Origin of the sequence: Synechococcus sp. PCC 7335, from assembly GCF_000155595.1 — a bacterium.
Taxonomy (GTDB): Bacteria; Cyanobacteriota; Cyanobacteriia; order Phormidesmidales; family Phormidesmidaceae; genus Phormidesmis.
Genome location: NZ_DS989904.1, coordinates 639,020 through 653,578, shown reverse-complemented (window position 1 = coordinate 653,578; position 14,559 = coordinate 639,020). Strand labels below are relative to the sequence as shown.

Annotated in this window: 15 protein-coding genes; 4 read left to right on the top strand and 11 right to left on the bottom strand. The window is 48.8% G+C overall.

The genetic code is table 11. The features are described 5' to 3' along the window. Positions 1–317 precede the first annotated feature (317 nt). Positions 318–1,220, bottom strand: coding sequence for a 16S rRNA (cytidine(1402)-2'-O)-methyltransferase (gene rsmI / locus S7335_RS02990; RefSeq protein ID WP_006454070.1), 903 nt, complete (start codon positions 1,218–1,220; stop codon positions 318–320). Between the two features lie 109 nt (positions 1,221–1,329). Between rsmI and S7335_RS02985 the strand changes: the two genes are divergently transcribed. From S7335_RS02985 to S7335_RS02975, 4 genes are all read left to right on the top strand, one after another. Continuing rightward, entirely contained in the window at positions 1,330–2,322 is a 993-nt protein-coding gene (locus S7335_RS02985) for a PfkB family carbohydrate kinase (protein WP_006457326.1), read from the top strand. A gap of 160 nt (positions 2,323–2,482) precedes the next feature. Beyond that, on the top strand, positions 2,483–3,457 hold the full coding sequence (locus S7335_RS02980) for a 3'(2'),5'-bisphosphate nucleotidase (RefSeq protein ID WP_006454494.1): 975 nt from the start codon (positions 2,483–2,485) through the stop codon (positions 3,455–3,457). Positions 3,458–3,536: 79 nt separating this feature from the next. Then, positions 3,537–3,758 carry a hypothetical protein gene (locus S7335_RS27645; RefSeq protein WP_006456030.1) on the top strand — a complete coding sequence of 74 codons (222 nt, stop codon included), beginning with the start codon at positions 3,537–3,539 and terminating at the stop codon, positions 3,756–3,758. 199 nt (positions 3,759–3,957) lie between these two features. Continuing rightward, positions 3,958–5,496 carry a TM0106 family RecB-like putative nuclease gene (locus tag S7335_RS02975; RefSeq protein WP_227499938.1) on the top strand — a complete coding sequence of 513 codons (1,539 nt, stop codon included), beginning with the start codon at positions 3,958–3,960 and terminating at the stop codon, positions 5,494–5,496. A 19-nt stretch (positions 5,497–5,515) separates the two neighbouring features. On the opposite strand, the gene S7335_RS02970 is transcribed toward S7335_RS02975, so the two are convergent. The 10 genes from S7335_RS02970 to S7335_RS02925 form a co-directional block, all read right to left on the bottom strand. Next, complete coding sequence (locus tag S7335_RS02970; protein WP_006456187.1) at positions 5,516–6,007, bottom strand: hypothetical protein; 492 nt, start codon at positions 6,005–6,007, stop codon at positions 5,516–5,518. 133 nt (positions 6,008–6,140) lie between these two features. Beyond that, positions 6,141–7,094 carry a F0F1 ATP synthase subunit gamma gene (locus S7335_RS02965; RefSeq protein WP_006456541.1) on the bottom strand — a complete coding sequence of 318 codons (954 nt, stop codon included), beginning with the start codon at positions 7,092–7,094 and terminating at the stop codon, positions 6,141–6,143. Positions 7,095–7,182: 88 nt separating this feature from the next. Further along, positions 7,183–8,697 carry a F0F1 ATP synthase subunit alpha gene (atpA, locus tag S7335_RS02960; RefSeq protein WP_006453845.1) on the bottom strand — a complete coding sequence of 505 codons (1,515 nt, stop codon included), beginning with the start codon at positions 8,695–8,697 and terminating at the stop codon, positions 7,183–7,185. A 153-nt stretch (positions 8,698–8,850) separates the two neighbouring features. After that, positions 8,851–9,396 carry an ATP synthase F1 subunit delta gene (gene atpH / locus S7335_RS02955; protein WP_006453627.1) on the bottom strand — a complete coding sequence of 182 codons (546 nt, stop codon included), beginning with the start codon at positions 9,394–9,396 and terminating at the stop codon, positions 8,851–8,853. 5 nt (positions 9,397–9,401) lie between these two features. Further along, positions 9,402–9,926, bottom strand: a complete 525-nt coding sequence (locus S7335_RS02950) for a F0F1 ATP synthase subunit B (RefSeq protein ID WP_006457643.1) — start codon at positions 9,924–9,926, stop codon at positions 9,402–9,404. A 109-nt stretch (positions 9,927–10,035) separates the two neighbouring features. Continuing rightward, a complete protein-coding gene (locus tag S7335_RS02945; protein WP_369791685.1) occupies positions 10,036–10,512 on the bottom strand; it encodes a F0F1 ATP synthase subunit B' in 477 nt (158 codons plus the stop codon). Positions 10,513–10,728: 216 nt separating this feature from the next. Then, positions 10,729–10,974, bottom strand: coding sequence for an ATP synthase F0 subunit C (gene atpE, locus S7335_RS02940; protein WP_006454566.1), 246 nt, complete (start codon positions 10,972–10,974; stop codon positions 10,729–10,731). Between the two features lie 193 nt (positions 10,975–11,167). Continuing rightward, positions 11,168–11,905: a F0F1 ATP synthase subunit A gene (atpB, locus tag S7335_RS02935; protein ID WP_006456283.1), complete on the bottom strand. Its 738-nt coding sequence runs from the start codon at positions 11,903–11,905 to the stop codon at positions 11,168–11,170. Positions 11,906–12,094: 189 nt separating this feature from the next. Then, the gene (locus S7335_RS02930) at positions 12,095–12,664 is read right to left on the bottom strand and encodes an ATP synthase subunit I (protein WP_227499937.1); all 570 of its coding nucleotides are present in this window, start codon (positions 12,662–12,664) and stop codon (positions 12,095–12,097) included. Between the two features lie 207 nt (positions 12,665–12,871). Next, a complete protein-coding gene (locus S7335_RS02925) occupies positions 12,872–14,152 on the bottom strand; it encodes a class I SAM-dependent methyltransferase (RefSeq protein WP_006456310.1) in 1,281 nt (426 codons plus the stop codon). Between the last annotated feature and the right edge of the window lie 407 nt (positions 14,153–14,559).

The following is a 14,559-nucleotide window of genomic DNA, read 5'->3' as shown; positions in this document are numbered from 1 at the left end:
AGCAGCTTGGTCATGTCAAAGTTCAAGCCTAACTTTACCGGTGGTGATGCTCTAAGCGTAGGAAAGCTAGCTGACTATTTCCTCTACCTCCAGGAGCACGTTCAGGTTGCCATCTTTTAGAAACGGTCTCTTAAGAGGTAGAAGCAAAAGAAAAGTATAATCGTCAAAACTCTCAACCCCTGCGATAGAACCATGGCGCTTAATACTTCTCCTCGCAGGTTATCAATAGGTGAAACCCTCTCCATTGATTGGAATGCCGACTGGAACTCATAGCGAGTACTTGACTTTCTTTCTGTCTAATCATGGATGCAAAGAGATTAATCTAATGGCAGATCTTCCGAACCACTTTTATCTTGTAAGACGCTGTAGATATCAATCTCTAATGAAATCTGATAGATCTCTCTTTTGGATAAGTCGCTATGTTGAGCTAGGTTGCGACTGGCTTCTGTTCGAGATTGGCCCTGTGCTAAGAGGCTTTTCAATTCTGTTGTGATTTCTGCTTTTGAAAGAGAGAAAGGTGTAGACGTTGGTGCGAGCAGCAGCGTGAATTCTCCTTTTGAAGGGACGGATTGATAGTGGGTAATTGCCTCCTCAATGGTCCCTCGCCAAAATTCTTCGTAGCGCTTGGTGAGTTCGCGGGCAAGAACAACTTGGCGATCGGGTCCTACAACAGCTTCTAAATCCGTTAGCGTTTTCAGCAGACGATGGGGGCTTTCGTAAAAAACAGCAGTGCGAGGTTCGCTCTTGAGTGCTTTGAGGCGAGCCTTTCGATATTTGCCCTTCACTGGCAAGAACCCTTCAAAGACGAAGCGATCGCACGGTAATCCAGCAGCGGTGATCGCTGTGATGACTGCCGACGGTCCCGGAATCGGTACTACCGTAATATCGGCTTCTACGCAGGCGCAGACGAGTTCGTAGCCAGGATCGGAGATACCGGGTGTGCCTGCATCAGTAACCAGGGCGATCACTGCCCCCGCCTGTAGTTTTTTCACTAGCTGCGGAATTCGCTGTTGGGTATTGTGATCGTGATAGCTAATCTGCGGTGTGCTCACCTGAAAATGATGCAGCAGCTTACCTGTGTGCCGCGTATCTTCAGCCGCAATTAGATCTGCCTGTTTTAGCACTCGCAACGCCCGAAAGGTAATGTCTTCCAAATTGCCGATAGGCGTACCAACCAGGTAGAGCGTGCCGGAAGCAACCGAGTGCGTTTCTGTCTCCAAATCTATCACCAGAACGAGCCTAGATAAGCTTTATAGTAAAAAGCCTAGCAGCAACCACCGTCTTACATCACGCGACCATACGCCATAGACCATTCATCACAGACCAGCTATGACAGGCAATCAACCAGGCAATCATGGGCTTTTTGTAGGCGTCACTACGCTGGACTGTATCTACCAAGCCGACCATCCGCCTAGCGCTAACGAAAAGGTAGCCGCAACGAAAAGCCTGATAGTGGCCGGCGGACCTGCGACCAATGCTGCGGTTGCCTTTGCTCAGCTCAACAGCCGGAACCGAGCAACCCTAGCTTCTGTGATTGGATCGCACCCGCTTACTGGCCTAATTACTGAAGACTTGCTGGGTCAAAGGGTGATTCTAGCTGATCTAGACCCACAGCGGCTAGCGCCGCCGCCGCTGTCTTCTATTGTCGTATCGGCAGCAACTGGAGAGCGCGCAGTGGTGTCGCGCAGCGCCGAGGATGCCAAAATCGTGGCAAGCGGTTTTTCTGCTAGTAGCCTAGATAATGTCGATATTGTACTCATCGACGGGCATCAGATGGCGGTGGGGGCGGAAGTTGCCCAGTGGGCGAAAACGAAGCAAATCCCAGTAGTGGTGGATGCGGGTAGTTGGAAGTCGGGTTTTGAGACTGTTTTGGCGCTAGCAGATGTGGTGGTAGCCTCTGCTAACTTTCTGCCCCCAGGCTGCGAGACGGCGGCTGAGGTCATGGAGTGGGTGCGATCGCTGCACTCTGCCACAAACAGCTCCATCACAAACAGCTCCACCACAAACGGCTCCACCACAAACGGTACCAAAGCGGACAGCCCTCAGATCGCCATTACCCAAGGCGCTGCCCCTATTCTCTACCAGACAGGCGATACCATCAGCGAGCTTGAGGTGCCGCAAATCCGCGCGGTAGATACACTTGGCGCTGGCGATATTTTCCACGGCGCGGTTTGTCACTTTTACCTAGCTCACACTTTTGAAGAAACGCTGCTAAAGGCCAGTCGAACGGCTTCTATGGCCTGTCAGTATTGGGGCACCCGGGACTGGGCGAAAATTTATCGTATAGCTGAGGATACTGACGATGAAGAAACCACAAACTAAGTGCTACCTTTTTTGAAGTTCGCTCAGTGGCTCGTAGACTAATGAAGGTTTTTGGTCAGGATGCCTATCTCGAAGTGCTCAAGTTCTTTATGAGATAGGTCCTCAAAATCGACCTTTCGTGAAGCACTGTAATTAATTTCTATTATCAGGGAGAATTTCTATGGCTTTTGAACAAGAAAAAGAAGTTGCCGTGGCAGCTGCTACCGCTGCTGCTATCGTCTGTGAAAAAGTCCGCGCAACTATGGTGCCAGAAGCCATTGAAAAGAAAGATAAGAGTCCGGTAACTGTCGCCGACTTTGGCGCTCAAGCAGTAGTCTGCAAGGCGCTGATGGAATCTTTCCCAACCGATCCTGTCGTGGGCGAAGAAGATGCCGCTGAGCTAAAAGCGCCCGAGATGGTTGAGCGGCTAAAACAGGTGACTAGCTACGTTCAAGAAGTCATTCCCGAAGCTTCTCCAGATGAAGTGACTCGCTGGATCGATCATGGTAATGGCGCAGTTGCCAATCGCTACTGGACGTTAGATCCAATTGATGGCACTAAAGGCTTCTTGCGAAAAGACCAGTACGCAGTGGCTTTGGCGATGGTGGCCGACGGTGAGATAAAAGTAGGTGTCTTAGCTTGTCCGGCGCTGACACTGGAGCTAAAAGGTGGTTCTGCGACCGGTATCTTGTTTGTCGCAGTGCGGGGTGAAGGTGCGACAATGCAGGCAATTGACGGCGGTACGCCTGAAACGATCAAGGTAACTAGTTCTGAAGACAAGGCGCATTTTCGCTTTGTCGAGAGTGTAGAGTCTGGGCATGGCGATCAGAGTTTGCAAAGTGCGATCGCTCAAGCTGCAGGCGTCACCACCGAATCTATGCGCATGGATTCACAAGCCAAATACGGCGCAGTCGCCTCTGGCAATGCAGTCCTGTACCTACGCTTACCCTCTCCAAAATATCCTGGCTATCAAGAGAAAATCTGGGACCACGCTGCAGGTGTGATCGTGGTTGAAGAAGCCGGTGGTCGCGTTACCGATATGTATGGTGAAACGCTAGACTTTTCCAAGGCAGATAGACTGAGCACCACAGGGGTTGTGGTTAGCAATGGAGAGATTCACGACAAAGTTTTGGCAGCGTTGAAGGCGGCTGGATAGACTCACACGAACTCTACGACTCATATCGATAGAAGAAACGCCCTTCCTTGATGAAAGTACGGGCGTCACAGGAGAAGACATGCCTCGGCCGCCTCATAACAAAGATAGTCGTTATCTGATGCGAATTGGAGAACGACTTAGAAAACTATCAAACATACTGGTAATCCCAATGGTTGTTGGGCTAATTGTGTTCGGCTTAGCCTACCTAAGTACTAGTCCGGTGGCGGGCATTTTTCTGTTGATATGTGGCGTAGTCGGTACTATTGGACTACTTTTGGTGAGTCGACAAAGCGGTGGCTAGCAATTACTCTTCTACCTATTTTTTTATTCACTCTCTTTTCCTATTCACTCTCTTTTCCTATCACAGCTACTCTTATTGCAGCTACCCATTGCGGCATCCCCTGATGGAGCTGGCAAAATCCTTCCTGGCAAAGTCCTTCAATAACATAAAGTCCTCGAATACGCTACGCTGGTGAAGTAGTTTCCGGTCTTTAGTCAGTTTGTCAACTGCACGGCGCGATTTGGCCAACTCCGTCAGTACAGCGCAGCTTGAAATAGCGCAGCACAAATCTGCCTTTGAACCCTTGTGGATCACTGACCACATGCTGTTTCAATATCACCGATGTCGCCGCCGCGTTTACCTTGACACCTACGGTGATCTATCCCAAAAAGACCCTCCCAGTGACTATTTTATTAAACTGCGACAAGACAGCGCTGCCCATCGGCAGTCTATCCTAAACCAGTTTTCGCCGCTTAGTCGCCCTGTCTATGAGCGCCATGACTGGCAAGCGGCGGCGGCGGCTACCTACCAACTAATGAGCGATGGTGCTGATTCGATTCATCGCGGCGTCCTCACTATCGAAGGTCCCAATAGAACCTATTACCGGACCGAGCCTGATCTGTTAGTTAGGCAACCTGGTGAGTCTTGGTTAGGCGATTGGTACTACGTTCCCTACAATATAAAATTCGGCAAAAAGTCTAAGCCCGAATATCAGCTTGCTGCTGCCTTTAGCGCCTATCTTCTCGCCGAAGTTCAAGGTGTGTGGCCTGAAACGGCTTGGCTTTTCCTCAAAGATAAACAATACAGCGTCAACTTAGAACGCTACGTGCCTAAGCTTCAAGCGGCACTAGACGATTGTCATAAAATTATGACGTCTAACACTGCTCCAGAAGTTTTTATTTCTCGCAACCGCTGTGGCCTATGTCCATGGCTTAGTCACTGTTACGCTGAAGCAAAAGCGACTAAGCATCTCTCATTACTTCCAGGTGTGACACTGGCTCGCTATCCTACGCTAGTAGAGCTAGGTCTGACGACAGTAGAGGCCCTTGCAGACGTCAGTGCGCCTCGGCTCACAACTGCGCTTGGCACTGATCACCACATCAGCGAAAAGCTAATCTATCAAGCCCAAGCAACTGCTCGCAATACTGCCATCCCCCGACTTCATACTGGGTACTTTCCACTAGAAGCGTACCAGGTCCCAACTGCTGATGTGGAGCTGTATTTTGATATCGAAGCTGCCCCTGATAAAGATTTGATCTATCTTCATGGTGTGCTTGTTGTGGATAACCATAAACAACAACAAAATTTTCATGCGCTTCTTGCCGAACACCCAGAAGAAGAACAGAAAGCTTGGTTCGAATTCCTCTCTCTGGTTAATAGCTATCCTGATGCTCCTATCTATCACTTTTGTCCTTATGAGGTGCAGACAGTTGCTCGCCTAGCTCAGCTCTATGGTACGAATGGAATAGATATCAGTGCGCTGCTGAACAGGTTTGTTGATATTCACAAGCGAATTATAGATTCTGTTGCATTACCGGTAGAAAGCTACGCGCTCAAGCATTTGGCCCGTTGGATGGGCTTTGAGTGGAGAGATGAAGATGCCAATGGAGCGCAGTCGATCTGTTGGTATGACGACTGGCTGACAACAGGCGATCGCACTCACTTAGACACTATCTTGCGCTACAACGAAGACGACTGCCAAGCCACCTACCGGGTCAAAGACTGGCTAATAAAATTCGCCAGGCCCTTCTGGCAATAGCTGCCTCACGCCATTGTCATCACATCGTGAAGGTGAAGATATAGATGTGGCCTGTCTGCGCCGAGACACCGACCCAACCATGTGCCCTACCGGATAGAACGCTAGGTTCGTAAAACTGTAGCGCAGTGAAATCGTCGCTAGCAATCCACCAATCTACAGGTTGAGCTGGGGCCTGATCGGGTGCGTTGTAGTTGGGCGTTGTGGTAAGTGGTGTGAGAAGTTGTGTCCACTGTGCGATGTCTTTGGGGGCTACCTCGATAGAGTAAAACGCCCAGTAATCTGATGGCCCGAAGTTACCGTCTCCCAACTGCTGTTGGAGGAAGTTTGCATCTAGAATGGCGGTTGGTGGCGCCGTATGCTCGCCGATAATGGCTGATACGCTAGCGATTCTTTCAGTGCGATCGCCTTCAATCTCATAAACCGAAACCTTAGCCGCCCTGCTTTGGGCCGTGCTAACCTGACCACAAGCTGCCAGGATTACAAGACAAGCGATGATAGTGAGTCTGAACATAGCACTCTTATAATCAGCAGGTCATGGTCAGCAGAAACATCTGGAGTAGCACGATGCTAAGCATAACTACTCAATAAAAAAGCAGAGCCATAGCTCTGCTTTTCAAGTTTAAACTATTAAGAAGACTCAGCTTTTAGCCTAGCGCCTCAGCGCCGCCGACTACCTCAAGAATTTCTTGGGTAATCGCTGCCTGACGCGCTTTATTATAGGAAAGCGTTAAAGACTTCATTAGCTCTTTAGCGTTATCGCTAGCGCTGTTCATCGCAGTCATTCGTGACGCAAGTTCACTAGCCGCAGATTCTTGTAGCGCTCTAAGGATCTGGTTGTTCAAATAGAGCGGTAGCAAAGCATCTAGAATCTGGGCAGGGTCTTGCTCGAAGATCATGTCTTTGGGGAACTCACTGACTTCTACGCCAGGAGCCTCACTGCGTTCTACAGCTAGGCGACCCTCTCGGCTAGTCAACCGGAAAATCTCATCGTCTTTAGCTTCTAATCCTTGAGGATCTAGTGGCAGCAAAGTTTGTGTGACCGGGCGGTTACTCACCAAAGAAATAAACTTGGTGTAAACCAGCTCTACTCTATCGACGCTTTCTGCTAAGAACAAAGACAGTAGCTCATCTGCTATCGACGCAGCTTCGTCAGCGGTAGGGATTTGCTCTAAGCCGATATACTTTTCGTCAATTGGCTGGCTGCGACGCTCAAAATATTGAACGGCCTTGCGGCCAACTAGGACATAAGTGAAATCCACGCCCTCAGCTTTAAGCTCTTTGGCGCGGTTCTCGGCTCGGCGAATAACGTTGGAGTTGTAGCCACCACACAGACCTCTATCACCAGAAATGACAAGTAGCGCTACTTTTTCAACATCGCGCGTTTGCATGAGTGGCAGATCAGTCGTGTCTTCAAACTTAAGACGACTTTGCAAACCGTAGAGCACTTGGGCCAAACGGTCGGCAAAAGGGCGAGTCGCATTCACCTGAGCTTGGGCGCGGCGCACTTTGGCTGCAGCCACTAGACGCATCGCTTCGGTGATTTTTCGAGTATTTTTGACCGACTTAATGCGATCGCGAATCAGTTTCAAATTAGCCATAATCGTTTCCTCACAAGGCCGCTTGCTCCATCACTAAAAAAGTTAGCTGCTCATCTAATGAAATTAGCGACCTTGTCTATGCGTCTCCCTACGCTGCTAAGAATGCTTGCTTGCTTTCGTCAATTGCTTCTTCCAAAAGCTTGACGGCATCATCTGTTAGCTTCTTAGTGTTCATAATCTCATCGACGTAAGCCTTCTTACTCGTATTGACATAAGCGATCAGCTCACTGACATAATCGGCTACTTTATCTACTGGAATGTCGTTGAGCTTGTCATTGACCCCTGCATAGATAACTGCAACCTGCTCAGCCAAAGATCTAGGAGAGTACTGCGGTTGCTTTAGAATCTCGCGTAGACGCTGACCCTTAGCCAGTTGCGCTTGAGTGGCAGGATCAAGGTCCGATGCAAACTGAGCGAATGCCTGCAATTCATCAAACTGAGCTAGCTCCAGCTTCACCTTACCAGCAACTTTCTTGATTGCTTTCGTCTGTGCAGCCGAACCTACCCTAGATACTGAGATGCCAGCATTGATCGCTGGGCGCAAACCCGAGTTAAACAAGTCAGAAGAAAGGAAGATCTGACCGTCGGTAATCGAAATTACGTTGGTAGGAATGTAGGCTGAAACGTCACCTGCTTGGGTCTCAATAATGGGAAGCGCGGTCATGCTGCCTTCGCCTAGTTCGGGGCTGAGCTTAGCAGCACGCTCTAGCAACCGTGAGTGTAAGAAAAACACGTCACCAGGATACGCTTCACGACCGGGTGGACGACGAAGCAAGAGAGACATCTGACGATAAGCCTGAGCCTGCTTGGTTAAGTCGTCGTAGATGATTAAGGTTGCTTTGCCTTTGTACATAAAGTACTCAGCGATCGCCGCGCCCGTATAGGGAGCCAGGTACTGAAGTGCTGCCGGGTCATTAGCATTCGCTGCAACGACAACGGTGTAATCTAGCGCGCCTCGCTCTTCTAGCACGCCGATGACTTGGGCAACAGAAGAAGCTTTCTGTCCAATCGCGACGTAGACGCAAATCACGTCTTGGTCTGCCTGGTTGAGAATGGTGTCGATGGCGATCGCCGTTTTACCTGTTTGTCTATCACCAATAATTAGCTCGCGCTGACCACGGCCAATCGGAATCATCGCATCAATTGCGGTAATGCCTGTCTGCAAAGGTTCATATACCGATTTGCGCTCGATAATGCCAGGTGCCATTGATTCGATCAAACGACTCTCAGACGTATTGATATCCCCCTTACCGTCGATCGGACGACCTAGCGTATCGATTACACGACCCAACATTGACTCGCCCACCGGAACAGAAGCGATTTTACCGGTAGACTTGACCGTACTGCCTTCTAGAACCTGGCGACCGGTTCCCATCATCACCGCGCCGACGTTGTCTTCTTCAAGGTTTAGGGCAATGCCGATAGTGCCATCATCAAACTCTAATAGTTCACCAGCCATGGTGTTATCGAGTCCATAGATGCGGGCAATCCCATCACCTACTTGTAGGACAGTACCAACACTATCGGCCTTAACGTCTTGGTCATACTGCTCTATCTGCTGCTGAATAATGCTGCTAATTTCGTCCGGTCTAATACTTACCATTAGGAGTCGCTCTACTAACTACGGATATGTACAAATGGAAAAGGCTGATTGGAAGGCGGTTCTGTGACTAACTGCTCTAACGAGACACTTCCTTAATTATGGTTTGAATCAATCAGTGGTTTTAGTTCAATAGTTTCTGATAAACAGCTCTGATCAAACGCCTAGCTGTAAGCTGATGCGGCGAAGCTGTCCGCGCAAGCTAGCATCTAAAACCTGAGAACCGATCTGAATAATAACCCCACCTATCAGGTCAGGATCTACACTTGTTTCTAGATCGACGGCCTTTGCCTGGGTTATTCTTTGCACTTTTTGACGAACGGTTTCCCTTTGTTCGTCGCTAAGTTCTACGGCTGAAATGACTTCAGCTAGAACCGTTTGCTTCAGTTCACGCACCTGAGATTGAAACTGTTTCAAAATCGGTTCTACTAGATAGATGCGATCCTTATCTACTAACAAGAGCAAAAAGTTTCTCATCTGAGCATTAGTCTCATCGCCTAACACCTGATTGATCACGCCTTTCTTAGCGTCCGCATTCGCAATGGGGTTTGTCAAAAAGTCTGAAAGACCTTCTGATTCTTTGATTAAAGCCAAAAAATCAGATGCAATTTGACTAGTTTCGTCAACGGAATCTTTTGACTTAGCAATCGAAAGCAGCGCTTGGGCGTAAGGAGCGGCAACCTCTGAAGTAGCAGTACTCATTGTTTCTATTCTCCTAGCTGGGAAATACTTTGATCCACTAGCTTAGTCTGTACGTCCTGGTTGAGGATATCAGGTAGACGCGATCGCACCTTTTCCATTGCCATTGCCGAGACTCGTCGCCGCAATTCCTGCATCACCTTATCCTGTTGAGAAGACAAATCCTGGGCAGCAGACGCTTTAATCCGTTCAATGTCTTTGGCAGACTGCGCTAAAACCGCTTCACGAGCCGCTTCAGCATTTGTCTGGGCTTCTGCCTTGATACGTTCAGCCTCTTTCTTTGCCATCTGAAGCTTTTGCTGCTGCTCAGCTAGAGATGCTGCCGCTTTCTTCTGACGCGCTTCCGCATCCTTGATTGCCGTCTCGATTGCTTGGCGACGCTCTTGGAGTTTGCTACCCAAAAAGCCCTTACCAAAGTAGATAAGAACGCCAATAACAATAGCCAGGTTGATGATATTCGTTTCGAGGATGTCGAAATTCAACCCGAACCCTTTAGTTTCAGAGGCTAGCAGCCCCCACGCTTGCGTTAACACTTTCGATACCTATACTGCTTCGTCTCTTTTTGCTTGTGTCTGCCGCTAGACGGTTCGTCCTTTAGCGATCAATCTCTTTCCAACTCAGCTTTTCGCCAAGTCCCCGCAATTAAGCTGCTGAACCTAGCAACTTACCTAGAATCTGATCGCTCAAGGAATCGACCTGCTGCTCCAGCTGACTGAGCGCCGCTGCTTTCTGCTCGTCTAATTCCTTCTGTACTGCTTCCCGCTTGCTAGCTGCTTCTTGCTGAGCCTCTGCCTGCTTTTGCGCGGCAATCTGCTGCGCGTCTGCCTGGGCTGCTTCAATGACGTTGCGAGCTTCTTTGCGAGTATCTGCCAAAGACTGCTCATACTCAGCGGCTAGCTTTTCGGCTTTAGCCAGACGCTCTGAAGCGCCCGATTTTGCACTACGTATGTAGGCATCTCGCTCATCAATAGCGTTGCCTAAAGGCTTGTACAAAATAGCATTGAGTACCGCCATCAAAATCAAAAACTGGATCGCCATCAAAGGAAGCGTGGCGTTTAAATCAAATAACCCGCCCGCTTCTTCAACTGCTTCAACGCTTTCAACAGCTAATAGTGTCAGTCCTATCCACATGTTCTTTACTTACCCTCGCTGAAACTTACTCAGCAAGTAACTCCCGATTGAATAAACAGGCAATTTTGACTGTGGCCGTTTCTTGCTGACTTATCCTAAGCGAATTGGCCCATTTGGCCTCGATAGATAGTAGCAAGCTGGCACACATGACAAAGCTGGGTAGAAAAGAAAGGGGCTTCTTACTCTTCCCAGCTTTATGAATGCTTATGCAAAGGGGTTAGCAAACAAGAGAACAAGCGCGACAACGAGACCGTAAATAGTCAATGCTTCCATAAATGCCAAGCTAAGTAGCAAGGTGCCACGGATTTTACCTTCAGCTTCAGGCTGACGAGCAATACCTTCTACAGCTTGGCCTGCTGCATTACCCTGACCAATACCAGGGCCGATAGCCGCTAGACCGATAGCCAAAGCAGCCGCGATAACAGATGCACTAGCAATAGTAGGATTCATGATGTTTTTCCTTGTGATGTTAGAGTGTCTTGTCCAAGCCTTTTACTATTTCAAACCAAAGCCAAGAGAGTTCTCCAGCGATGTTCTCCATAAATAGGACGGCTAGCCCAGAGTGAGATTAACGAGAGTCTCCATCTCTCAAGACTTAAAATACGAAAAATACAGAGTTTAGATGCTTAGAACGTAGCAAACTCTAATGACCCTCCATGGCCTCACCAATGTAGGCAGCCGCCAGCGTAGCAAAGATCAAAGCTTGGATGGCACTAGTGAACAGACCTAGCACCATCAAAGGCAGCGGAATAAATAGAGGAACTAGCAGTACCAATACACCGACCGCCAGCTCGTCTGCAAGGATGTTTCCAAAAAGTCGGAAGCTGAGTGAGAGCGGCTTGGTGAAGTCTTCAAGAATGTTGATAGGCAGCAAAATCGGCGTTGGCTCAATGTATCGTTTGAAGTAGCCTAGGCCGCGTTTGCGAAATCCTGCGTAGAAGTAGGCTAGCGAAGTCAGCAAAGCCAAAGCGACAGTTGTATTGATGTCGTTGGTCGGTGCTGTCAATTCACCGGATGGAATGTGAAATAGTTTCCAGGGCACTAGCGCGCCGGCCCAGTTAGACACAAAGATAAAGAGGAATAGCGTGCCGACAAACGGAACCCAGGGGCGATATTCCTTTTCTCCGATCTGATCTTTGGCCAAATCGCGAATGAAATCCAGAGCATATTCCATCAGGTTCTGCAAACCAGAGGGAACGCGCTCTACTTTGCGAGTAGCTAGAAAAGCGACACCAATCAGAGCAGCAGCCACAAACCAAGAGGTAATGAAAACCTGTCCGTGAATGTTTAGACCGCCAATTTTCCAATAATAGTGCTCACCTACTTCTAGTTTGGCTAGGAGTGGCGCGTTGAGGAAGTGAAAGGTGTTTAGCATCGCCATTTAGATCTCTAGATTGCTGTTGGCCACTTTGGAGTCAAACTTTGTTGTCTGTGCTACAAGGCCGATGAATTGAACCAGTTATTAAACTAGTGGAAACTTGATAAAGCTGCTTGGGTATTCGACAGTTGATGCTCGACTATTGAAAAACTCTACAGGTTAGCCGCACAGGCCAGCAGGGTCAGCTAACGACTACACTAGCTCTTCTGAAGCTACTGACTTGTCTGGCATCACGGCCGTCCACAGCACAAAACTAATCAACGCAGCTTTGTAAGTTAGGAAGCCTAGAAATACCGGTAGTACAGAAAGCTGCTGCCATTGGGTAGCAACCACCATAACGCCGATAAAAATGGCTATCCTACCGCTGCTTGGCCCACTAGAAGTCGTCGGCTGCTGGCGGCCGATGTTACCTACGCTCTTCGCTAGCATTCTGAAGTAGACGATACCGGTGACTGAGCCCACTATATAGTTGAGCGCAGTATTAAGCGAGTAGGTGCCCCAAACAGCTAAGAAGATGACGACGGTGAAAACCAAGGTCAGCTTGAGCAAGTCTTGCTGTAGTCGGTAATACTCCTGCATCGAGGTTTCAGACGCGGGTGGTAGCGGCGGGCGACCCGACACTGCTTCGGTCTCTCCTTGAGCGGCAGCGGCTTGAGGAGCTGCTTCAATCGTCTCTAGCTCAGCGATGGCTGAACCAATATTCTCTTCAGCGGTCGCCGAGAGATTGAGAGAAACATCAGCTGTTTTTTCCCCAGAAGTCACGTTAAAAATGGTGCCAAGAAGTATTAATTGCCTGCTGATTTGTCTGCCTCTTCCTGTTTGCTTTTTTGCGATCGCCCGAAAGAAAATATCGATCAAACGGAACGCTTCAAAACAGTTGAGTAGCTAGAGTTAAGTTCTGTGAAACCAAGGGCAATCATATCACGGCAATAATACTTATTACAGAAAGATTTAATAGCTAGCAGTGGTTTATTTCTCAGTCGTCGCTAGCATGATCAGCTGCCGATTCTGCAGCGATCGCACCATATCTAGTCCCTCAGTTCGTGCCTGAGTGTCTATCTGCGTCAGAATTTCAGCGACCGATTGACCCTGATCCGGATCGCACTTTTCCATAAAGGCGAACTCCGCTTCGCCAATCGAGACCACCTGATAGTCATAGTTGAAAAAACTACGGCTAGGCCAGCCCTCTATACAAGGGTGCCGCTCGGGAATAGCTGTTAATAGCGTCTCATCATTATCCCAGTCGATTTGCTCCAAAGGTGGGCGGCTCAAAAAGAACTCGAAGTGAGTCAGTTCTGGATCGAGAACTTCTATCAGGCGATAGCGATCACGCTCCTCCATTTCTGCTGCTCTGTCCATTAGATCGGGCGCTGACCCAATTAGTCTAGATAGATCCCAATACTGCGGATTTGAAAAGCCTACGAAGTCTAGTCCTGAGGCATCTATGAGATCAAAAAGCGTTTTAACGTTGTAGTCGATCTCTTGAGGGTGGACATACATATCGGCAAAGCACTCATCGCGCTGATTTTCCAATGCCCAGCGTGTCTCTTCTCGTTGGCGTAGCCGATTTTCTTTGGGTAAGGCGGAGAAGAGGTTGCGACCAATAGCGACGCCATTTTTGTAGTCACCGCGTTGGTCGCCTTGCAGCAGCGCGATCGCCTCTTGAGTCAGCTGAATCTCCCAGCGCCCTAGCTCGGCGTAGACAAAGATATGAAAAATGCCGCCGGGCTTGAGCTTTTTAGCGAGGGCCTGAATGCCACGAATAGGGTCCGGCAGGTGGTGAAGTACGCCTACACAGTTGATTAGATCAAACTTACCGGGGATTTGTTCAACGTCGTAAATGCTGGTGTTGTAAAAGCTAGCCCTATCTGCACCGGAGCGTTGACAGCGTTCTTTCGCAACCGCAATTGCGCCTGCACTTAAATCGATGCCTACGACCTCTGCTTCTGGATTTAGATGCACCAGGTATTCCGTGCTTACTCCCGTCCCGCAGCCCGCATCTAGAATCCGTACGCTGTTTGTTTCGGGCTTCCGCCCTGTGCAGAAACTGTATGCCGCAGGCCAAGTCCAGCGCCAGTTGTAGCCGGGAGGAGCTTCATCTAGCAAAGGCTCAGGTGGAAAGGGATAGGCGTCATACAACTTCGCTACCGCAGAACTTACGGTTGCGGTATCAGTCTCAGTCTTGGACGAATTGGATGAAAGTCCAGGCAGGTTAGTTTGTGGGTTGGCAGGCGGCTGAGTGGACTGCATATAGAGTTATAAGTTTAAGGATATTCTAAGTTGAGACATGAATCTCAAAGGTGGCTAAGGTGGCTCAACGGAAAAGAATACAGATGAGCCTGCTCTTTCTAGCATCGCCTATTTATCCAGTATCCAAAAAGCTTCGCACAGGTGTACCGAACGAGACACACCAGACAAAATCAAACATTACAAAAGTTCACACTCTTCTCAGAGAACGCTACTAATCTTTTATGATCGGCTAGGCTGATTCGGTATCAAAGGTATCAAAAAGCGTGCTTCACCTATCAGCTCCTGGCTTTTGGGCTTTTTGTGTTCAACAAACGTCCAACAAACAATACGGTTCTTAACAATCCAGGATTTGCGATTCCAAATCGTTTTAATCTGAGAGCAGAACCTCAGGAAACACAAACTTTTTA